Genomic DNA, 22,976 nt, shown 5'->3' on the forward strand with positions numbered 1-22,976 from the left:
GCGATTATTTTCAAATTGCTTTTTGGTTATAGAAATATCTAGAGGCTTTCCTTTGCAAGCCTTACTAAGCAAAATTTCGACTTTTGATAGCTTTTCTTTAATACTTTCTTGCTTGCCTAAAGAAGCCTTATGTAGAGCATAATTATAAAGCCCTGCGGCTTGAAGGAGCGTTTGAGGTGTTCCTTTTATTAGATGGATATCGCCTAGTTTTTCTATGCATACTCTTATCTGAAGAGGATCTTCTTCTTGGATAGCAAGTTTTAAAGTATGGGTGTAGTGCTCTTCGACTCTATCTACAGATAAAAAATTATGACTACTATCAATCAAAAAAGGATTTTTATCTAAATAATTTGAAAGCTTGCCAAGATAGGATGGTAGTTTCTTAGGTTGATAGAGCTGCAAGAACTTAACATTATTAGGCATGTGTTGCTTAAACACCCGAGCACAGCTTCTTGCATCAAGGATTCTTCTTAATTCGCCTTCACTTAAATTGCTAAAGAAATGAAAAATCTGTTTGAAAATCTTTAAGGGTAGGGTAGCCAAAGGACTAGAAGGGTCAAAAGTGTTTGTCTTTGCTATAAGGAGCGAATTGTTGTTAGTGGGTAATATAGTAGAGCTGTGCGTATTCTCTAAATTCATTCGCTTGTCCTTCTTTTAGGCTGGCTTACATTTCAAGGGATAGAGAGCTGTTTATAATCCTATTACCCCCTTATTTATGCATTTTTTAAGAAGGGCGAAAAAAATTATTTTTCATTTTCTTATATAAAAGTAAAATTAAAAAGGCAATTTTTATGTTTTTAAAATGCAGATAAAGGATATCTTAAAACCCCTCTTTTAACTTATCAATTCGCCTTAACATCAGTCTAATCATCGATAGATAAATCTAATTTTCATTCGTAGTTGTTAGGTACTCATAGTCTTTAGAAGTTCTTCGATTACGCCCAATCCATGCAAAAGTCCTTTCTACAATCCACCGCTTGGGCAGCACTTTAAAGCTTAAATCAATGGTTCTTAAAAACTCCTCTATTTTATCCTCATGTACCCGAAATCGACGACGAGGCCTTTTAACAATCTCAAAATCAATGTTATACTGATCTTGGCAGGTTTGCTTTAATACAGTGCCTTGATAGCCCATATCCGCCCAAACCTTGGTGATAGTTGAAAACAGGCTTTTGCATTTGTCTAACAGCTTAATTAAGGCCGTTCGATCGTTTTCGCCAGCAGCCCCTACATAGCATGTTAATAAAAAGCCTTGCGTATCCACTACAATGTGCCTTTTACGCCCCTTAACCTTTTTAGCTCCATCATAACATGCGAGCTCCCCCTTTCTACTGTTTTAACTGACTGGCTATCGACAATGGCAGCGCTGGGATCGAGGTTTCTCCCTATTATAACTCTTAATTTTTTCCTTAAATGATAATTAATTTTCTCAACAAATGTGCGTCTTTCCACTTCTTAAAGTAAGTGTAAGCCGTTTTCCAGTGATGAAAATCTTTGGGTAGATAATGCCATTGGCAACCGGTTCTTAAGAGATAAAAAATAGCTTCCAATAATTCTCTTTTTGTATGTTTAATGGGTCTGCCTCCTTTGCTGTAATCCACTTCGAAGTAAATTTTAATGGCTTCCCATTCACGATCTGATAAATGATTAAGGTATGCATTGCTCATCTTTACCTCCCTTTTCTCTCAAATATTATCTTAAATAAGTCGTTTTGTATCAACCTATTAAATCTTTGATAAAGTAGGTGAATAAGGCAAAATAGGGGGTTTTAAGACATCCTCTTATATTGATTTAAATTTTATATTTCTTCTCATCGACATATACTTAAAAAAGAATAATTAATGGTTTGGCAAGAGTAGAAGATTTGCTTAAGTTTGCTGCCACGATCTTCTTAAAATTAGGCCAAAAGGTTTCAATAAGGTTTAGATCTGGAGAATATGGCGGCAAAAATAAAATCTCACACCCTGCCTTTTTGATAAGCTTATGAGTAGTTTGCGATTTATGGAAGGTAGCATTATCCATAATCAAAACTTGTCCCGCTTTAAGTTGGGGCATCAATATTTTTTCTAGCCAAAAGTTAAACAAAAGAAAATCACAAGTTCCTGTATAACAAAAAGGAGCTAAAATTTTAGACTTCTGTTTAGCTGCTATAAAACTTTCTCTAGCAAATGAACGACCTGCTATAGCGCCATAAATCTTTTCACCTATAGGTGATCTTGCATGTTGGCGCTGTAAGTAGGCATTTACCCCTCTTTCATCTATGTAAATCCTATTTTCTTCCGGAATGTTTTCTAGCTTTTGTCTAAATTCTTCTCGCTTATTCTCATCTCTTTCCTTGTAGAAGGGTGTCTTTTTTTTAAAGTGATTTTCAGTCTTTTACAGGCATAAAAAACTGAAGCTATTGTCACTCCGAATGCCTCAGCTATTTCCCTAAGGTATGCATCGGGAGCTTGGTTTATATACAATTTTAGCTTTTCACTATCAATTTTACTGGGGCTCTGCCGTCTTTTTTTAGGAGCTAGATAGCCTCGTTCTTTCTGCTTAATCCAGTTCGTTAACGTGCGAACTGTTACGCCAAAAACATGACTAGCTGTGTCCGCTGTGTCCATTGAGCCGCCATATAATTCAAAGCTTTTTTTCTTAAATCGTGTGAATATACCATGCCATTTAATTATAAATATATTTTTAAAAAATAAAATTTAAATGGCTATATCTTAGACTACATTCCCTTTATTTTTTCCGATCTATTGAATGGGCAGGGTTAAATATTTAGAAGTTAAATATTTTATAATAAAATAATAATTAGAACTTTAGAGCTAAACCCGGATGAAAAATCTTGGATAAAACATAATTTATTAAGGATAAACCCCCTTTTACCCTTCAGTAGCTACTGTATCCGCCTCTTGTACCCATCCCCCTCCTAAAGCTTTATAGACTTCAATAAAGGTAGTATAGGTGGCACTGCGAGCTTGAACTAAGTTAAGCTGTGCAGACAACAGATTTCTTTGGGCATCTAAAACATTTAAGTAATCCACTTGGCCATTATCATAGGCTAGTGAAGCCAGAGCAAGAGATTTTTGCAAAGCTTGCACTTGATCCTTTTGTATTTCTAATACTTCTAAGCTCTTAGAATGACTAATCAATGCATTTTCTACTTCTTTAAAAGCAGTTTGTATAGTATTATAGTAGGAAAACAGGGCTTGCTTTTCTTGCGCATGCGCCTGATCTAATTGAGCAATATAGAGCCCCCCATTAAATATCTGCTCACTAAAAGTCGTACCGACTTGCCAAGCGCAAGCAGCCCCTTTAAAAAGCGTATTTAATGCAAAGCTTTGATTTCCGTAATAACCGGTAAGAGATATACGAGGAAATAGGTTAGCTTTAGCCACTCCCACATTGGCATGGGCAGCTATTAAATTCAATTCGGCCTGCATCACATCTGGTCTTTGCTCTAACACGTCGGAAGGTAATCCAGCAGGAATGGAAGGAGGTTGCGCAAGCTCTTCAAGTATTTTACCCCGCCTAATATTACCGGGATTACGCCCTAGTAAAATACATAAAAGATTTTCTTGCTGAGCTACATTAACTTCTAGTTGTTTAACAAGGCTAGCAGCAGTATCTCTTTCAGCGCTTGCTTGGGTAATAGGTAATTCAGAGCTTTCTCCTTGCTCCCACTGAGCTGTCATCAATTCCAAAGACTCTTGAAAGGAGTTTAAAGTTTGCTGTGCCACTTGCAATTGCTCATCATATTGACGTAAAGTAATATAGCTATTGGCTAGCGCACTTACTAAAGTAAGGATAACGGTGCGGCGCGCTTGAATTTCCCCTAAATATTGAGCTAAAGCCACATCAGAAGCAGAACCTAGACGTCCCCAAATATCTAATTCATAAGCACACGATAACAAGGCAGAAAAACTATTTATTAAGCGTAAGTTTTGCGCAAGACCTAAATTAGACTGAGCAGAAAGCCCTTGCCTTAAGGCGCTACCATCCCCCGTAATTTGAGGAAAAAGCTGGGAGTTAGTGGCCCTAAATTGGCTGTAATAGGCTTCTACAGAAGCCATCGCTGCTTGCAAAGTGTAATTATTTTTTAAAGCTTCTATAATTAAGGCTTCTAATACAGGATCGCCTAGTTGCTGCCACCAATAGATATTTGCTAAGCCACACGCCTCATGAACAGGCAAGCGCCAATTTTCAGGAACATTGACAGGTGGACGTGTATAATTTGGCCTAAAAACACAAGAGGAAACCATAAATAAGCCTATACAGGCGAGAAAAAAACGCCCGCCTTTGTAAGCCTTTGTCTTTAAATTATACATTTGTCTTGTCCGATGTTTCTTTAGAAGTTTGTGTGGATGGATAGCCAGCTTTTTTTCCTCTCCAATTTGCTATTTCTTCTAATAGCTTATAGAAAAAAGGAACAAAAAAAACGGCTAAAAAGGTAGCTGTTATCATTCCCCCTAAGACGCCCGTGCCCACCGAATTACGGCTGGCTGCCCCAGCTCCTTTGGCCATAAATAAAGGAACAACGCCTAGTATAAATGTTAATGAAGTCATCATAATGGCTCTTAACCGCAGCTTTCCAGCTTCTAAAGCTGCTTCTGCTAAAGGCAGGCCTTCTTGGTGCTTGATCACTGCAAACTCTACAATAAGAATTGCATTTTTTGCAGAAAGAGCAATTAAGGTAATCAAGCCTACTTGAAAATAGACGTCATTGCTCATTCCATTCATCCACACAGCCAAAAAGGCTCCTAAGAGGCCAAAAGGCACTACCATTAAAATGGAAAAAGGCAGAGACCATTTCTCATAAAGTGCTGCCAGTATCAGAAAAACCATGAATAGACCCGCCGCCATGACTTTAAGGCCTGTGCCTACCATTTTTTTCTCTTGATAAGATTGTCCTCCCCATGAGAATGACATTTCAGGAGGCAGTATCTCTCGCGCTATCTCCTCCATAGCAGCCATAGCCTGGCCTGAGCTAAAGCCTGCCGCCGCACTTCCATTGATTCTGGCGGCATTAAAACTATTAAAGCGGCTAATCAGAGAAGGGCCTGTGCTATTACGTATATTTATCAAGGATTTTAGAGGAACCATGCTTGCATTTAAAGATCTGACATAGATTTCTCCAAGCTTATAAGGAGCGCTACGGTAAATATCTTCTGCTTGAACATAGACGTTATATACGCGGCCAAACTTGTTAAAATTGTTAACATATAAAGAGCCCATCATGGCTTGTAGGGTTTGATAAACCTCAGCAATGGAGACAGCCATGCTTTTAGATTTTTCACGATCATAGGAAAGAAAAAACTGTTTAGCCGTAGCGTCAATATTGGTAGAAACACCCCTAAGAACAGGGCTCTGGTTAGCCTTAGCAACAATTTCTTTTGCGTATTTTTCCAAAGATTCGATATTACCTGAAGACCTGGACTGTACCCAAAATTCAAAGCCGCCCACACTGCCAATGCCTTGAATAGCAGGTGGATTGAAAGGAATAACCACCGCCTCTTGCAAAGCTGCATATTTAGGAGCTAACTGCTGCAATAAGGCTGGAGCCGCTTGATTTTTGCCCGTCCGCTCACTCCAATCTTTGAATACGATAAAATAGCTAGATTGGTTATTTCTATTTAAACCATCTAATAATCCAAACCCATCTAAGGCGACAACATCGGTGACAGCAGGATGAGTCTTCGTTAGGTTATCTATCTGGCTAGTTACAGCATCGACGCGATGTAGGCTAGCCCCATCGGGCAGCATGCCGACTGCCATGATATAGCCTTGATCTTCGATTGGAATAAAACTAGAAGGTACTAGTTTATACATAAAACCTACGCTTAAGCAAACTATCACAAAAATAGATAGAGCCAATAGAGGATTCATAAGGAGTAGACGTGCAATTTTTACATATCGATTTCCCAACCTTTCAAAAGCATGATTGAATTTAATCGTAAATTTTGAATCCTCTTTTTTATGTTTCAACAATAAAGCAGCAAGCGCAGGACTTAAGGTTAACGCGACCACGCCTGAAATCACTACGGCAATGGAAATAGTAATAGCAAACTGACGATATAGCTCGCCTGTAATTCCACCTAGAAAGGCTACGGGAATAAAGACTGCACACAGTACAAAAACAATGGCTATTACAGGACCTGACACTTCGGCCATGGCTTTTTTAGCGGCTGCTGTAGCCGATAATTTTAAGGCGCGCATATTATGTTCAACATTCTCAATAACGACAATTGCATCATCGACTACAATACCGATAGCTAAAACCATAGCAAATAATGTTAAAGTATTGATGGAATATCCTAAGACAAGCATCCCCGCAAATGCACCAACGATGGATACAAGCATAGCCAGCATCGGAATCAAGGTAGCCCGCAAATTTTGCAAGAAAAGAAGCACCACTAAAACCACTAATATGGCAGCTTCTAAAATAGTGATGGCCACTTCATGAATAGAAGCTTTTACAAATTTGGTTGTATCATAAGGGATAGTATATTCGATGCCGTTGGGAAAGCGGGTAGCTAATTCTTTCATCTTCGTTTTAACTTTATCGGCAACTTCTAGAGCATTGGCTCCATATTGCTGATAAATAGCAATGGCTGTCATCGACTTATTATTAAGCTTAGCATTTACGTCATAATTAGCAGCACCCAGCTCAACTTCTGCTATATCTTTCACAAAAACCATCGAACCGTCGGCATTTGCTTTGATAATAATGTTTTCAAATTCTTCTGCCGTCGTTAATCGCCCAGTAGCTAGCATGGGTAAAGTTAGCTCAATAGGTAGAGAGGTAGGGTTTCCTCCTATCATACCAGCTGGTACCTGGCTGTTTTGCTCCCTAATAGAGTCCACCACATCGGACGTCGTAATTCCCAATTGCGCCATGCGATCGGGTTTAAGCCATATGCGCATCGCATAATCTCGAGCCCCTATAATGCTGACTTGGCTTACTCCAGGAATCAACTGTAATTCAGTTACCACATTGATGGTGGCATAATTACTCATAAAAATATCGTTATAACGGCCATCCGGAGATTGCAAAGCTACAAATAAAAGGATATTAGGTGTCTGCTTCTGCACGATTACACCCTGGCGTTGCACTTCTTCGGGTAATTGAGCCAACACCTTACTCACGTTGTTATTGACATCAATTTGTGCTTTTTTAGGATCAGAACCTACTTCGAAATACACATTTAAAAGATAATTGCCTGAAGATGAATTTTGGGAAGACATATAAATCATATTCTCCACCCCATTGATCTGCTGTTCTAAAGGAGCGGCCACGCTATCAGCAATTGTTTGGGCCCCCGCGCCTGGATAATAGGTGGAAACTTGGATAAGAGGAGGAGTAATATTGGGGTACTGCTCAATCGGTAAATTCATTAAAGCAATGAAACCGGCAAACATAATAATAATAGACAAGACGCTAGCAAAGATGGGGCGGTCGATAAAAAAGTTGGAAATTTTCATCCTTTATTCCCCTATTTGGGGCAAGATGAGCTCTTGCTTGTGATTCTTATCCACCTTAATTTCCTTGGTGACTTTGATGGGGCTGCCTTGTCCCACTTTGTTAATACCATCAACAATCACTTGGTCCCCCTCTCTCAATCCCTCTTCTATAATCCAGTAATCACCATACCAATCTCCTACGATCACATTTTGTATGGCAGCTTTCCCTTCTCTTACGATGTAAACATACATCCCTGTTTTACTTTCCAAAAGGGCTTTTTGAGGAACATAGATGGTGTTAGGTTTAATAGCCCCTTTAACATTGACGCGGACAAATTGACCCGGCTTAAGAATAAGGTTAGGATTGGGAAGCTGGGCACGCATCGACAAGGTGCCTGTTTTTTGATCATATGCGGGAGCAGAAAAGTTAACTTCACCTCGAGAAGGATAGCGACTTCCATCAGCTAATATTACCTCTACCCCATAATTTTTATCCTTTGGTAAAACTAACGTACGATTTTTAACCTCTTTATCTATTTTTAAAATCTCATTTTCAGAAATACTAAATGAAATCCAGATAGGATCCAAAGCGGTGATAGAAGTCATTAACTGATTAGAGCCAGGGGAAATAAGAGCGCCTTGACGATAGCTTGATTTTCCAGAAAGACCGTTAATAGGAGAAGTTAGGAGGGTATAGCTTAAATTAATTTCTGCCACCTTCAAAGCAGCCTCTGCTACTTGCACGCTAGCTTGGGAAGCTAATAAATTGGCTGTAGCCTCATCTAAATCTTTCTTACTGACGGCATGCTTGGCATACAAAGGTGTTAGGCGTTCTACAGTTTGTTGGGCATTCCATAAAAGCGCTTTTTCTCTAGCTAGGTTTCCTTGGGCTTGTTCAACAGCAGCTATAAAAGGAGTTTGGTCTAATTTGAAAAGCAGCTGTCCTTTTGTTACTTGAGCCCCCTCTATATAGGCAATCTCTTCCAAGTAACCCTCTACTCGCGCGCGGATTTCAACCTGATGAGAACTTTCGGCATAGCCCACCGATTCGTAAATCCAGGGAATAGTGTCTTTTTGAATAGTTAGAGCACTGACTTCTACAAAAGGAGGAGGAGGCAAGGATTTTTCGCCTCCGCATGAAGCAGCTAGCAAAAACACCAAAGCTATTAATAAGAAGGGGCGTAAAAAATTTACTTTTATCATAATCTGTCATCTTACGTGCTTAATCAAAATTTTTATCTTGTACCAGAAGATGAAAATGCAAACAATAAATTTTATCCTTACATTGACTTTTATACTTTAGCGCGTTACACTCACCCCCTTAAACATGTATTCTTTATAACCTATGGCTTTCCATGATAAATTTAAAAAAGGGAGTTAATTGGTCTCCCACTATTTTTCTTATTATCTTCCAGGTAGCATTAATTATCTGGCTTCCTTTTTATTTTTATTATAATAGGCCTACTTTATCGATGGTGGCGGCAAGTGTGGTGCTTTTATATGCTACTGGCTTAAGCATTACGGGAGGCTATCATCGTTTTTATTCTCACCGCTCTTATAAAACAAATCTTTTTCTAGAATGGCTTTTACTGTTTTTTGGCTCCATGGCAGGCCAAGGTAGTGCTCTACGCTGGTCTTATGATCATCGCCTGCATCATGCATTTGTAGATACTGACAAGGATCCTTATTCTATCCAAAAAGGTTTCTGGTACGCTCACTTCTTATGGATCATCGAGAAACCTCGACCTATCAATCCTAAAGTAGTTTCTGATTTAATCAGTAATCCTTTAGTTGTCTTCCAACACCGCTTTTATGTATTTTTATTTATTTTAACCAATTCATTAGTTTTCCTCAGTTTAGGCTGGTTTCTAAATGATTATATAGGGGCTTTAACCTTCGCCGTAGGAGTAAGATTATTCTGTCTTTATCATTCCACCTGGTTCATTAACTCTCTTGCTCATACCTGGGGAGACCAACCCTTTTCCCAAGAGCATTCGGCCGTTAACAATTATATAATTTCTTTTTTGACTTTTGGAGAGGGATATCATAACTATCACCATACCTACGCTAACGATTATCGCAATGGTATCTATTGGTATCAATTTGACCCTACTAAATGGCTGATCTGGTTACTTAGCAAATTAGGGTTAGCTTATCATTTACGTACGACAGATAAGTATACCATCAAAAAGCGAATGGTGACAGAACATGCCTACTTGCTTCAAGAAAAATTAGTTAAGTCGTGGGAAAGCAAAAGGATAGAATGGGAGCCTATCATTAATGAATTAGCTAGTAGCCTAGTCAGAAAGATGACAGATTTTTCCCAGCTTAAGAGCCGTTATAGAGAGCTAAAAACACAGTGCACCGAGGCTCCCTTATTAAAAGAGATTAAAAAGGAAATGAAAGCATTACAAAAAAGCCTTCGTCAAGACTGGAAAAAATGGTGGCAGCTTTCTAAAACAATAATGTCCCATGCCTAAAGGAAAAGAAGCTTTGAATGCGGCATGTAGGCAACGCTTTCAAAGCCTTTCAAAGGAAAGAAGCCTATAAAGGCTTTTGGTTTATAGGTAAATAGATTCAATTATAAAGTTTTCTTTTTTTATTCCTGCTTCTAACTTATCTTGGATTTTATTCTTAGTCTCTTGCCAGAGTGCATCATTTTTAGCCGACATCTCCTGCAGATAGGCTTCTGTTTCTTTGTAAAATTTATTTAACTCACAATAGAATTGCTGATGATCTTCTTGAGTTTCAGACTCGGCAATATTTGGAGCAAAGGAAGGAGCTACCTTGATCTCATGCTTTATCCATTGGATAATCACCCGCGCAAGATCAATGGCTTGATGCTGCAAAGGAATCTCCCCTTCATCATAAGGATCAATAATAACACTGTGATCTTCTTTGGTACGGACATTGCCAGGAGATAAGTCCGCAATATAATAGTCCGGGTTAGCAAATATTTGAGAGAATACATCCTTTATATCTTTAAAAGCGGTTTCTCCGGCAATATATTCATAAATGTAATATCCTCTCTCCCAAATATCCTCAATGTTATAAATATGCGCCACAGATATTCCTTTCATCTGGGGAGTCAAATTTAGCAATTTTTTATAAGCCCTTTCAGTAGTAATAATCGATTGCTTTCTCTTCATTTCACTTAAAGTATCATCTCTTAATATTTTAATCACCAGATCAACATTTTCTACTTTCCATACATGATGAAAATCTCCATGGCCTAGATAAGTTAAAATTAATCTCTCCCCTTTTTTAATCAATATTTTCCCTAATTTATCCTCTAAGTCAGGACCCTCATATAGCAAACCTTTTTTATCATCCGGCAATAGCTCCAAGCTAGGTTTTACTAATTCTTGCTTATAATAAGAAAGAGGAAGGGGAGCGCTTTGAACTAAAACATTTTGTTTTTTTTCCTCTTTGGGAGGAAGCGAAAATTGCAAGCGCTGGGGCTCCTCAGAAGCTTTACCCGCACTAGGAATAGAAAAAAGTTTTCGAGCCAAAACAGAGCTTTTTGAAAACATAGCAGATTTAGTGCCAGCAAATGGTGAGGGCGGAAGGGAAGAAGAAGTACCAAAACCGATCTTTAGCGCAGACTTATTCTGAGGTAAAGCTGGCTCGTCCAGATTTAATTTACGCTGCTTACAATTTGCGCTATCCCCATCTTTTTCATCATCATTAAGTTCTTCGATGACTCTTGGTCTTTTTGTACAATACGTGGAAGATAGCTTTTCAGGCTCATTTGAAGAAGCACCGAAGTCTAATTTTATCCCCAGCCTAGTTTTGGGTAAAGGAGTATCCTCCTGCTCAAGTTTGGGTAATTTAAAAGGAGGTAAAAATAAATCCTTTTCTTCATTTCTAGGATGTTTTCCTCTAGAAGCGCTATTTCTACTCGGCGTGGGTGGTGGTTGCTTAGGCTCACGCGGGGGCGAAAGATTTTTAAGGTAAGGATCGTTAGGGGAAATGTTCATTTTATCTCCATATTAGTAATAAATCTATATTTATGGGAAAAATTATAGTTAATCACCTTAAAAACTTCAATATAATAAAAAAATAAAAGTTAATATCATTTAAAAATATATTTTTATAAATAAAAAAATAAAAATAGGCCTGTGAAATCCTTCCAACATTTTTATATTGACGGGATAAAAGGTGATAGGATATAAGGTTCTCTTGCTTAACTAAGGTGGCATGGCCAAGTGGTAAGGCAGAAGCCTGCAAAGCTTCGATCCCCAGTTCGAATCTGGGTGCCACCTTAATTTGTTAAGCTTTCAAGCTCTCTCTTAACTTTAACTCATTTTTAAAATCCCTTTACCTTCTCTCCTCGAGGTATTTAATTTGTTATACCTAGTTGCAACGCCGATCGGTCACCTAAAAGACATTACCTTAAGAGCAATTGAAACGCTGCAAGCCTGCGATTATATCTTATGTGAAGACACACGTCATAGCCTAATTCTACTTAAACATTATGAGATTCATAAGCCTTTAATTAGCTTTCATAAATTTAATGAAGCTTATAAAGAAGAACAAGTTATACAGGATTTAAAAAACAACAAAACCATCTGCTTAATCTCAGATGCTGGTACCCCTGGTATTTCTGATCCAGGCGCTCGCTTAGTTAAAAGATGCCTACAAGAAAACTTAAAAGTTTTCTCCGTTCCCGGCGCCTGTGCAGCCATAAGCGCTATCTGCATTTCAGGATTGGAGACTAACCACTTTTTATTCTATGGCTTTCTTCCGCGTCCACAAGGCGCCTTAATAAATGCTCTTTCAGAAATTTTAAACCAACCTTTTACCTCCATTTGTTATGAATCACCTGAACGTATTCAGAAGGTATTAGAAGCAATCCATCGTCTAGATGCTCATCGAGAAGTGGTTATCGCCCGAGAGCTGACCAAAAAATTTGAAGAAGTAGTACGCGGAACAGCCCAACAATTAATCGCCCGCCATTTAGAGAAGAAATTCAAAGGTGAAATTGTGTTGCTCATTGCTAAAAATTCTGGTCCTTCTTATGAAGAATGGGCCGACCTACCGATTGAAGAGCATGTCTTTAGGCTTCAGCAAGAAAATGCTATCTCTTTACAAGAAGCCATCAAACAAGTCGCCACCCTGCGTTCTATCCCTAAACGACAAGTTTACAATAAAATTCATCATCCTAAAAAACTTTAGTTTTTATTTGATTTTTTTACCTTTATACTCTACAGTACCCACTAAAAACTGCTTTATTTAATTAAAGCAGTCCAAACATAAAGGAGAAAAAGTGGTAAAGTTTTCATTTAAAAAAATGATAGCCTCTCTGTGCTTCGTGCCCTGTCTTGTTCTAACACCTACAAGTGCCCACGCTGTGATTGCTAGCGTAAAAACCTTTGGTATGGCAGCTACAGGCATTGCTTACCCTCAAGATGCTCAAGCAGCTGTTTTTAATCCCGCCGGGATGGCTGATGTGGGAGATCGCTATGATCTAGGATTTGAAGTAGCCCGCACCTCTCGTCAAGCTACAGTTAGGGGTAATCTTTCGCCTCTTCCTAGTGTAAATGGCAAATTTGATGCCAATCATAAGGCAAAATATGCTTACAACGGCGATTTTGGTATCAACAAAATGTTGGGAAACAACATGTCGCTAGGCTTGGTTGTTTATAACCGCAATTTTAGCAAGACCAAATATAAACATGCATTACCTTTATTTGGCACTTCTAAAGTGGGCATGGAATATGCTCATGAAACCATTTCCCCTACATTCTCCATCAAATTATTAGAAAAACACAATTTTGGTGTGTCTCTTAATTATATGATTCAACGTCTATGGGTTCAGGGATTACAAAATTTTGCTAAAGAAGCATTTGGCGTAGGCATTTTCAGCAAATTTCCAAGATATGTGACGAACCATAAATATAGCTATTCGCAAGGGGTAGGCTTTACCTTCGGTTATAGATGCCAAGTGGCAGATAGATTAAGCGTCGGTGTCACCTATCAGCCAAAAACTTACATGAGCAAATTTAAAAAATACAAGGGTTTCCTAGCAGGAAAAGGAAGACTTAATATCCCTCAAAAAATTGGGGCAGGTTTTGCTTGGCGTCTACTCCCCTATGCAACCTTAGCCTTTGATGTCGAATATATCAATTGGCGAAAAGTAAAAGCCCTTCACAGGCCTTTACAGGACAACTTAACTGCTCATAAGCTTGGCGCCCATAACGGTACCGGCTTTGGTTTCCGTGATCAATGGTTTTATCGTTTAGGTATAGATTACGAACTTACCGAATGGTTGACCGTTCGTGCTGGGTATCGCCATACTCGAGCTCCTATCAAACGTTCTCAAACAGCTGTCAATGTTTTGACTGTTGACACCATAGAAGATTACCTTACACTAGGTGCAACCGCTTGTCTTAATTCGAGTAATGAAATCTCGATATTTTATGGACATGGTTTCAGCCATAAGATTAAGGGTAAAAACTCTATTCCTCCTTCATTTGGCTTAGGAGAAGCCAATATTAAACAGTCTGATGATGTATTTGGCGTCTCTTGGGGCCATACCTATTAGACAAGTTTAATATGGCTATCAATTAAACACTTAAGGGCTAAAACTTCTGTTTTAGCCCTTTTTTATTATAATGTCTTTTTTAAATTTTTCTGAGGCAAAAGCTTGCAATCATCTCTAAGGGGCTGTCCCCACACTCCCCTTTTTGATAAAATGAAAGCAAATTCAAAAAAAGGAAGGGCATCATGCGTGGAAGCTATCCTGATGATTTAAAGTGATAAAGAGTGGGAAGAAATCAAGTATATTTTCTCTGTTTCCTATAAAAAAGAAGGGGGCACTGTGACTCTTCTAAACGAGACCTATTAGATGCTATCTTTTGTATGAACCATACAGGATACCAATGGAGACATCTTCCTCATGATTTTCCTCCTTGGAAGACAATGTTTAACTATTTCTCTAGGTGAGAGCTTGCTGGGAAATTTGAAGAGATGAATGCTATCTAAGGAAGAAGAAAAGATATTAGTGACTTCTGACGAGCCGAAAGGTTCTCTACATCCTTGGAATCTTTTAAGCATATGATTTGTTCCATTAACCTATTAGCTGATGAAGACACAAGCCATTTCAGTTACAAGCGAAAACGCTGCTTTATTTTATCTGGAATATTTTCCAGCGGATTTTCTTTCACCTGAAGCTCTAGTAGAATTGGTAGCCGTCTTATCTCTCCTATCTCTGCAGGAAGAGAGGTAAGGTGATTGTTGTTCAAGTAAAGCTCTCTCAGCCGAAAAAGCTGCCTTATCTCTGCAGGAAGGGAGGTTAGTTGGTTGTTGTTTAAGTTAAGCTGTTGCAGCTCAGTCAGCTGCCAAATAGATGCAGGAAGAGAGGTTAGCTGATTGCTGTTTAAGTTAAGCTTTGCCAGCTGAGACAGTTGCCCTATCTCTGCAGGAAGGAAGGTTAGCTGGTTGCAGTTTAAGTAAAGCTGTTGCAGCTTAGAAAGCTGCCCTATCTCTGCAGGAAGGGTGGTGAGCTGGTTGTTGCTTAAGTTAAGCATTCGCAGCCGAAACAGCTGCCCTATTTCTGCAGGAAGGGAGGTTAGCTGGCTGCTGTCTAGGTAAAGGTCTTGCAGCTGCGATAGCTGCCCAATCTTTGCAGGAAGGGAGGTTAGCTGGTTGCTGTTTAAGTAAAGCTGTTGCAGCTTAGAAAGCTGCCCTATCTCTACGGGAAGGGAAGTAAGCTGGTTGCTGCTTAAGTTAAGCGTCCGCAGCTGAGACAGCTGTCCTATCTCTGCAAGAAGGGAGGTTAGCTGGTTGTTGTCTAGGTAAAGCTCTCGCAACTGCGATAGCTGCCCAATGTTTGCAGGAAGGAAGGTTAATTGGTTGCTGTTTAAGTAAATCCTTTGCAGCTTAGAAAGCTGCCCTATCTCTACGGGAAGGGAAGTAAGCTGGTTACCGCTTAAGTTAAGCGTCCGCAGCTGAGACAGCTGTCCTATCTCTGCAGGAAGGGTGGTGAGCTGGCTGCTATCTATGTAAAGCTCTTGCAACTGCGATAGCTGCCCAATGTTTGCAGGAAGGAAGGTTAATTGGTTGCTGTTTAAGTAAAGCTGTTGCAGCTTAGAAAGCTGCCCTATCTCTGCAGGAAGGGTGGTGAGCTGGCTGCTATCTATGTAAAGCTCTTGCAACTGCGATAGCTGCCCAATGTTTGCAGGAAGGAAGGTTAATTGGTTGCTGTTTAAGTAAAGCCATTGCAGCTTAGAAAGCTGCCCTATCTCTACGGGAAGGGAAGTAAGCTGGTTGTTGTTTAACCGAAGCATTCTCAGCCGAGAAAGCCGTCCTATCTCTGCAGGAAGGAAGGTTAGCTGGTTGTTGCTTAAGTTAAGAATTCGCAGCCGAAACAGCTGCCCTATCTCTGCAGGAAGGGTGGTGAGCTGGTTTTGTTTTAAGTAAAGCTGTTGCAGCTGAGACAGCTGCCCTATCTCTGCAGGAAGAGAGGTTAGCTGATTGCTGTTTAATTTAAGCTTTGCCAGCTTAGAAAGCTGCCCTATCTCTGCAGGAAGAGAGGTTAGCTGATTGCTGTTTAAGTTAAGCTTTGCCAGCTGAGATAGCTGCCCGATCTCTGGGGGTAAAGAAGTCAAGCCAATTCCTGTTAAATCTAAACTCGTAATATCTTTGCCATATCTTGTGGCCCACTCTCTAAACAGCTCTCCTTTTTTTTGCAAAGGCAGATACTTAATTTTTTCTTGATCTAAGTATTTCTCTCCCCCAGGAATTTTTTTCCACATTAACAGGCGATTAATATTCACCAGATAAGAGGAGTAATTAGCCAGAGTAAAATAACTTTTTTCCTCGGTTATCCATTTAAATTCTAATTCTAAAGGTGAAAGAAAGCTAGCTAAAGTAAAAATTTGTTTAAAGATGGCATTTACCTTTGCTGCTTCAGAAAGCTCTTCTTCTAGCTTATAAATCCTATCTAAAACAAGAGCCTGCTTGTTAACATTTCCTTGAGGAACATGCACTTTACCTATTTGCTTATAAAGAGAAGGCATGACTTCATTAGTTAGCAGGTGGCGCCATCTTCCACACACGCTAACTAAGAAAGGGCTAGCGCAAGCCTTTAAAATAGGGACTAGTATTTCATTAGGTAAATGCTCAATGGTGACAGAAGAGCTAGGGTTCATTGTATAGCCTCTTTAATTGCCATGAATATTTTTAATCGTTTTTTAGGCAATATATATAAAAAAACACAAAACATACAAGAAAATATTAGAAATAAGACCCTTAGCCTTTAAGCTTGGAAGTAGTGGAATATCAAATAGGTGTAAGCAGAAGTGTTGGCAAGAACAAGATAAGGAAGGATTGATACATACTGAAAGCGTAGCAAAATGAGGTTGCATATACTCGAAGAAGTTAATAATGTAGTTAATGGATTAAAGAAGCATCCTAATCTTTTAGAATCCATTAGAGATTTATTAGATATTACCAAAGGGGTTAAAGAGATGGAAGGAGCGGATGATGCTGAATTTACTCTTATTCCCGAGGTTTAGAGGCTTAAGGAAAAATGCCTTGAGGAATGAGAAAAGCATCAAACAAAGGGGCAGGAAGCCAAGGCTCGAAAATTACACTTATGACAATACTCAAAAAAAGCTAAGCAGGTTTACCGATTGGTTTAAGGCGAGATAGAAAGTAGCCTTAAGGCATGCCAAAAGAGGCTGAAAATAACGAGAGCGTGGCGAAAGATAGAAAATGCTCATGCGATAATGAACTTAAGAATAGGTAGATTAAATAGTCATTGGGAAGCTTACTGGAATTCCTACAAAGCTGCTGCTTGGAAAAGATTGCCAACACTTTTGCTTACACCCTCCTAGAGACTCTAATAAGCTTTTTACTTGCCACACTACTTATGATTTTGCTATGTTGATTAGACTTTTCAACTGGAGATTCTAGCTATGGCCTTCCATCCACATAAAGACCTTAAATACATTCTACACCCTTATATATTCGTGCTTAAAGAAAACCAGGGAATCCAAAATGACCTTTTCGATTATTCACTTTGGATGATGCGTATTTCTCCTGAAACTATACGTTCTCCAAAAGGCGTTGAAGGGAAAAAAGGAATAGTGGGGGACGATTTTGATGCTCTTCAAGCTCATTTAAATTTTTCTTCTCTTCTATAAGAGATTTAGAAAATTGAATTTTCAAGGATAAACTTTGACAGCTAGCACTCTTTTGATTGAAGTGCTAAAAAATTCTAAAACTCCTTGCAAACTTTTCTCGATTCCTATATCTTTTGGTTTTCAAATCAAGGTAGAAAAATGAATTTAACTTTTGCGATTCATCGCCTAGCAAGCTTACTGGTTGATAAAAATAGGCGTACAGGCAATTTTTTATTTTCAGCTTTTCTAGCTAGCAAATTTAGCAAAACCTATCTTCGCTCACCGAGTGAAATTAAAACTATACAGAGCTTTTTAAAAACTAGAAAACCCCTTAGAATAGATCTGCCTTTTGATAAATGGGTCTCTATCCTTAGAAAGCTGAAAAAGCAACCAAAATTTAGGCTAAGCTGAGATGAAGGTTACTATAATATCTACCCTACAAGGGTAGGATAAAGTATTTAGGATTGATAGATTAACAAGTGAATGGTTTCAGTTTATCTAGTCCCCTAACTGTATAATAGGCAATTAAAATAAACTTATTTTGTATTTTAAATAACTTGTACAATTCGTTGACAACAAGGAGTAAAGAACAATGTCTTCTGCACCAAAACAAATTATATTTGAAGAAGAAGCTCGCGAAAAGCTACTTGCGGGTATTAAAGAACTTTCCACAATTGTAGCATTCACACTTGGACCACGGGGTCGAAACGTTGGCTTAGAAAAATCCTGGGGAGCGCCTACCATCACTAACGATGGAAGTACGATTGTCAAAGACATTAGCTTAAAAGATCAGTATAAAAACATGGGTGTTTCCATGGCTAAAGAAGTCGTACAGAAGATGAAGGAAACCTGTGGGGATGGAACTACGCGTGCCACCTTACTTTTAGGAGCGATGGTAGAAAATGGCATTAAATTAATTGCTTCTGGAGCAAGCCCTATTAGTGTGAAACGAGGGATTGACAAAGCTGTTGAAGCAATTGTGAACGAAATAGATAAGCAAGCTATCTCTGTACAAAGTGATCGGGAGATACTTTCTATTGCCAATGTGGCAGCTTCTGGCGATGAAGAAGTGGGCAAAATGATTGCTGAAGCCATAAAAAAAGTAGGTAAGAACGGCGTAATCACCATTGAAGAAGCCAAAGGGACAGATACAACTTTAGAGATGGTAGAGGGAATGCGTTTTGACCGTGGCTACTTGAGCGCTTACTTTTGTACTAACAACGACAAAATGATTGTCGAAATGGAAAATCCTCAGATTCTTCTTATCGATCGTAAAATTAATAGCATTCATGAATTGTTGCCCATCTTGCAGTCAGTAGCTACAACAGGTAAAAATCTACTCATTGTTGCTGAGGATCTGGAAGGAGAAGCGTTATCTACGCTGGTAGTAAACAAACTAAGAGGAACTTTGAAAGTAGCTGCTGTGAAAGCTCCAGGCTTCGGGGATAGACGCAAAGCTATGCTAGAAGATATTGCTATCTTAACTGGCGCAGGAGTAGTGTCGGAAGAGACAGGAATTTCCATGAAAGAAATTCCCGATCATGTCCTAGGATCTGCCGAAAAAGTTATCATCACTAAAGAGCATACAACTATTATGAATGGTGCTGGCCAGCCCGATGCTATCCAAGCAAGAGTGAAGCAAATTGAAAACGAAATTAATAATACCACTAGTACTTATGACAAAGAAAAACTAGAAGAACGTAAAGCTAAATTAAGCGGTGGAGTAGCAGTCGTTCGTGTAGGAGCAGTGACTGAAGTCGAGCTCAAGCCAAAAAAACAACTTTTTGAAGATAGTTTGAACTCTACCAAAGCTGCTATTGAAGGTGGCATTGTGCCTGGTGGAGGGGTGGCTTTTATTCGTGCTAGCCAGATTGTCCCTACCCTTAAACTGGAAGGTGACGAAGCCCTTGGAGCTAAAATCGTGGCCACTGCCTGCGAAGCACCTCTTAAGCAAATTGTATTTAATGCTGGACATGATGGATTAGTGATGCTAGCAGAAGTACGACAAGCGGATGCCAACTTTGGCTTCAACGTAATGAGTGAAAAGATTGAAGATTTAGTAGCTAGTGGCGTAGTAGACCCGGCTAAAGTCATAAAAAATGCATTAACCTATTCGGCTTCCGTAGCAGGTATTGTGCTCATTTCTGAAGCGCTTATCGGGGACGCAGAAGAAGAGGAAGAAAAACAGAAATAATAAGAGTGGAGTGTAAGTCAGATATCATATAGAATGAACTAAAATCTTCTAGATTACTATCACTTACACTCCTCTTGTTTTTTCAATTTGAGCCTCCCCTTATCTAAAAATGAAAAAAAAATATCTTCTTGGTCCTTTTGCTTTTTATGCCCTTCCAGTTAGTATCATGCTCATCTGGTGGTCTCTAGCTTTTAAGCAACCTAATGATCAAGTGCCCGACCTCTGCCCCCTTTGTCCTTCCTCTAAGCCTCTACCCTCTATATTTAAATATCTCTCTACTCTCCAGCGTGAAACCCTACATCAAGCGTTAAATGGAGATTACTCCATGATGAGTAAACTCATCACTGACTGGGACCATGATGCTCAAATCATGGAGCAGTATGGCTATAGGACTGCCAAACGCTTATTAAGAGATGATTTTCTAAGATGCCAACTTTTGGCAAGACAAATTAACAATAGTTCTAAAGAAGAGCTCGATCTTCTTCATGATTACTACCGCCTTTCCTCTATCCAGGATGATAATGGAAATATATTTGATTTATCGACTTCTTATAAACGCTTTCTTCCACAAACTTTTGTGGCAGCAAGCTTTCTGTTAGCCCTTAGTGAGCCCGAATTGATCGTTGCTCTACCCACTGGAATGCGTAAACAAACCTCTATTTATCCTGTCCAGGCCACCCATCTTATTGCTTTAGATGCAGACCGCTACAACACCGAAAAATTGTACAATGCTCGTCCGGATATTGCTTTTGTAGCAGACTACTCAAACCCCTCCACCTTAGAAGCCCTAAACAAACAAGGGATTCCCCTCTTTACTTTAAAACATGTTAACTCGCCTGAAGAAGTTCAAAATGCCTTGCTTCGTATCGGCCACATCATCAATCGCCCCATAGAGGCTGAGCTGCTAAATTATTTTGTTGAAGCGGCTATGCTAGCTATTGATAATCGCTTTAACATGATAAGTAGCACTTTCCCTTCTACTCAACAACCCCCTAAAGTTCTTTTCCTTAAACACCATCTGACCTTTTCAACGCCTTCCTCTCATACCCTTACAGGTAAGTTGCTAAACCGTATGGGCGTTAAGCAATTATTGGGCACTGCGGGAAATCCATCCAAGCACGCTTGGACACTACCCATTCATCACGAGCATATCAGGCAGATGGATCCGGATTATATCATTATTGCTACCTCTGATAAGGATGATAATAAGCGCAGATTCCTTAAAAAACAAATTTTTCAGCTATTAAAAGAAAAGCCAAATAAACCCATTGCTTTTGTAAATGAAGCCCTTCAAGAAAATCCTTCCCAGTATATGGTTTTGGCTTATTATGATTTGTATACAGCGTTAACGCGAGTCAATTAAAATGAATAAGCATCTGTTGTACATTATCCTTTATTTTATCCTCCTTTTATCTGTCATCCTTACTTTAACGATTGGCGAGACAGAATTTATTCAAGTGTGGAAAGATGCGTTAGCACAATTAGCAGGTTCTTCATTCTATTGGAATCCTCTTTTAGACGAAAGGCTTCCAAGGCTTATTGTATTGTTGTGTACTGGAGCTTCTTTAGCTGTAGCAGGAACAGTCACTCAAGCCCTTTTCCAAAATCCTCTCGCCTCTCCTGGTGTCTTAGGAATCCCAGCGGGGGGCAGCCTACTTGTCGTGATAATTTTTATTTGTGAATTACACTACAATTATCCCTACGCCATTCCTATTGCCGCATTTATTGGCTGTTTGGGTACTCTGCTTGTAGTTTATTCTCTTTCTCGCAGAAAAGGGTATGTGGAATTAACCCATATGGTCTTAACAGGTATTGCTGTGTCTACGCTCATAGTTACTATTCAAAGCTCTATTATCTATGCTTTTCGAGATCGCTGGCATATTATACAAACTTTAACCGAATGGGAAGCAGGGTCCACCTCGGATCGTAGCTGGATGCATGTGCACCTGCAACTTCCGCTTACTCTTTTTGGTCTCTCAAGCTGCTGGCTCTATAGCAAAGAAATCAATATGATGGCCTTTGGAGAGGAAGAAGCTAAAAATCTAGGGGTAGAAGTGGATAAAATCCGTTGGCGGCTATTTTTAAGCATCTCTTTATTAATTAGCGGCGCTGTGGCCGCGGTGGGAAATATAGCATTTTTTGGTCTTCTACTCCCCCATCTTATTCGCCGCTTTGCAGGTCCTAATAACCAGCAACTGATCCCTCTGGCTATTCTTGGAGGTGCGGCCATTTTGACTGCTATGGATGTAGGATTGCGCTTTTTTTCCTTGCAAGCTTTTTCTATAGGCAATATCTCAGGTATAATGGGAGGGATATTTTTTCTTTGTATTTTAATGGGAAGCCGTTATAGGCACGCTTTGTTGGGAAAAGGAGACTATGCGTGTATGCTTCTGCTAGCTTTCATTCTGACTGCTAACTTACAGGAAATGAATGCTTGAATTAAAGAATTTAACTTATAAAGTAGGCCATAAAACCCTAATCGAGAATATTTCTTTAAATTTTATACCCGGCTTTATCTATGGTATTATTGGTCCTAATGGTGCAGGAAAAAGTACTTTGCTTAAAACTTTGACAGGCATATGGAAAGCTACGACCGGAAAAGTATACTGGAAGCACCAAGAGCTACTTTCTCAGGATAGGACAACCATTAGCCGGACTTTATCCCTCGTTCTTCAAAATCCTCAGCCCCATTTTGCTTTTAGTGTGGCTGAAATGGTGGAGATGGGCACTTATCCTCGCCACGATCTTAGGAAAAAAGAAAAAAAAGCTAAAGTTCAGTGGGCTTTAGAATTAGTCAATGGTTGGCATTTAAGAGATGAACGTATAACTGAAGTTTCGCAAGGAGAAAGGCAAAGAATTTATATTGCTCGCTCGTTAGTCACGCAATCGCCTATATTGGTACTAGATGAACCTACCTCTAATTTAGATATCAAACATCAACTAGAAATATGGAATTTACTGCGTCGATTATCTCAAGAAGGTAAATTAATTATTGTAGCTAACCATGATTTATATGCTACCGAACGTTTTTGTGATCAAGTAGCCGTTTTAAAGCAAGGATGTCTTTACTATCAAGGAGCATTTGCTGCCATGAAATCCTCCTCCTTGCTTTACGAAGTGTTTGAAATAGCCCACCTATGAGAGAATCTTTAAAGGAGTGGTTTTTTTTCTTGCATGAATACCTTAAATTTTAGCTTATG

16 protein-coding genes, 1 tRNA gene and 2 pseudogenes are annotated in these 22,976 nt (G+C 39.2%); 11 read left to right on the forward strand and 8 right to left on the reverse strand.

The window, feature by feature from the left end; genetic code table 11:
• From DB42_RS08165 to DB42_RS08200, 6 genes and pseudogenes are all read right to left on the reverse strand, one after another.
• The coding region (locus DB42_RS08165; RefSeq protein ID WP_044882550.1) for a hypothetical protein at positions 1–639 on the reverse strand (639 nt) is incomplete at its 3' end.
• A 1,185-nt stretch (positions 640–1,824) separates the two neighbouring features.
• Positions 1,825–2,349 (reverse strand): annotated as a pseudogene (locus DB42_RS11900) (transposase); the annotation flags it as partial.
• Positions 2,292–2,609, reverse strand: coding sequence for an IS630 transposase-related protein (locus DB42_RS11905; RefSeq protein WP_052436088.1), 318 nt, complete (start codon positions 2,607–2,609; stop codon positions 2,292–2,294). The pseudogene DB42_RS11900 and the gene DB42_RS11905, both read right to left, overlap by 58 nt.
• A 264-nt stretch (positions 2,610–2,873) precedes the next feature.
• Positions 2,874–4,253, reverse strand: coding sequence for an efflux transporter outer membrane subunit (locus DB42_RS08190; protein WP_044882576.1), 1,380 nt, complete (start codon positions 4,251–4,253; stop codon positions 2,874–2,876).
• 58 nt (positions 4,254–4,311) lie between these two features.
• The gene (locus DB42_RS08195) at positions 4,312–7,473 is read right to left on the reverse strand and encodes an efflux RND transporter permease subunit (RefSeq protein WP_044882551.1); all 3,162 of its coding nucleotides are present in this window, start codon (positions 7,471–7,473) and stop codon (positions 4,312–4,314) included.
• Between the two features lie 3 nt (positions 7,474–7,476).
• A complete protein-coding gene (locus DB42_RS08200) occupies positions 7,477–8,655 on the reverse strand; it encodes an efflux RND transporter periplasmic adaptor subunit (RefSeq protein WP_052436090.1) in 1,179 nt (392 codons plus the stop codon).
• A gap of 152 nt (positions 8,656–8,807) precedes the next feature.
• On the opposite strand from DB42_RS08200, the gene DB42_RS08205 reads away from it, so the two are divergent.
• Complete coding sequence (locus DB42_RS08205; protein ID WP_044882552.1) at positions 8,808–9,932, forward strand: fatty acid desaturase; 1,125 nt, start codon at positions 8,808–8,810, stop codon at positions 9,930–9,932.
• Positions 9,933–10,013: 81 nt separating this feature from the next.
• Here the strand turns inward: DB42_RS08205 and DB42_RS08210 are convergent, their stop codons facing one another.
• Positions 10,014–11,432 (reverse strand): hypothetical protein, encoded by a 1,419-nt coding sequence (locus DB42_RS08210; RefSeq protein WP_044882553.1) that lies wholly within the window; start codon positions 11,430–11,432, stop codon positions 10,014–10,016.
• A gap of 214 nt (positions 11,433–11,646) precedes the next feature.
• On the opposite strand from DB42_RS08210, the gene DB42_RS08215 reads away from it, so the two are divergent.
• The 4 genes and pseudogenes from DB42_RS08215 to DB42_RS11910 all read left to right on the forward strand — a co-directional run.
• A tRNA-Cys gene (locus DB42_RS08215) sits at positions 11,647–11,717 on the forward strand.
• A gap of 82 nt (positions 11,718–11,799) precedes the next feature.
• A complete protein-coding gene (rsmI, locus tag DB42_RS08220) occupies positions 11,800–12,630 on the forward strand; it encodes a 16S rRNA (cytidine(1402)-2'-O)-methyltransferase (RefSeq protein ID WP_044882554.1) in 831 nt (276 codons plus the stop codon).
• A gap of 91 nt (positions 12,631–12,721) precedes the next feature.
• Positions 12,722–13,999 carry an OmpP1/FadL family transporter gene (locus DB42_RS08225; protein WP_052436091.1) on the forward strand — a complete coding sequence of 426 codons (1,278 nt, stop codon included), beginning with the start codon at positions 12,722–12,724 and terminating at the stop codon, positions 13,997–13,999.
• 281 nt (positions 14,000–14,280) lie between these two features.
• Positions 14,281–14,400 (forward strand): annotated as a pseudogene (locus DB42_RS11910) (transposase); the annotation flags it as partial.
• Between the two features lie 161 nt (positions 14,401–14,561).
• Here DB42_RS11910 and DB42_RS08230 read toward each other — a convergent pair.
• Positions 14,562–16,607, reverse strand: coding sequence for a leucine-rich repeat domain-containing protein (locus tag DB42_RS08230; protein ID WP_080502805.1), 2,046 nt, complete (start codon positions 16,605–16,607; stop codon positions 14,562–14,564).
• 204 nt (positions 16,608–16,811) lie between these two features.
• Between DB42_RS08230 and DB42_RS11340 the strand changes: the two genes are divergently transcribed.
• From DB42_RS11340 to DB42_RS08260, 6 genes are all read left to right on the forward strand, one after another.
• A complete protein-coding gene (locus DB42_RS11340) occupies positions 16,812–16,973 on the forward strand; it encodes a hypothetical protein (RefSeq protein ID WP_155117483.1) in 162 nt (53 codons plus the stop codon).
• A gap of 402 nt (positions 16,974–17,375) precedes the next feature.
• Positions 17,376–17,603, forward strand: a complete 228-nt coding sequence (locus DB42_RS08235; RefSeq protein ID WP_044882555.1) for a hypothetical protein — start codon at positions 17,376–17,378, stop codon at positions 17,601–17,603.
• Positions 17,604–18,174: 571 nt separating this feature from the next.
• Positions 18,175–19,776, forward strand: a complete 1,602-nt coding sequence (groL, locus tag DB42_RS08245) for a chaperonin GroEL (protein WP_044882557.1) — start codon at positions 18,175–18,177, stop codon at positions 19,774–19,776.
• 166 nt (positions 19,777–19,942) lie between these two features.
• A complete protein-coding gene (locus DB42_RS08250) occupies positions 19,943–21,139 on the forward strand; it encodes an ABC transporter substrate-binding protein (RefSeq protein ID WP_162180774.1) in 1,197 nt (398 codons plus the stop codon).
• 1 nt (position 21,140) lies between these two features.
• A complete protein-coding gene (locus DB42_RS08255) occupies positions 21,141–22,214 on the forward strand; it encodes an iron ABC transporter permease (RefSeq protein ID WP_052436092.1) in 1,074 nt (357 codons plus the stop codon).
• The gene (locus tag DB42_RS08260) at positions 22,207–22,917 is read left to right on the forward strand and encodes an ABC transporter ATP-binding protein (protein ID WP_044882559.1); all 711 of its coding nucleotides are present in this window, start codon (positions 22,207–22,209) and stop codon (positions 22,915–22,917) included. The genes DB42_RS08255 and DB42_RS08260 overlap by 8 nt, the downstream gene beginning before the upstream one ends.
• Positions 22,918–22,976: the final 59 nt, after the last annotated feature.

It is taken from the genome of Neochlamydia sp. EPS4, assembly GCF_000813665.1.
GTDB lineage: Bacteria > Chlamydiota > Chlamydiia > Chlamydiales > Parachlamydiaceae > Neochlamydia.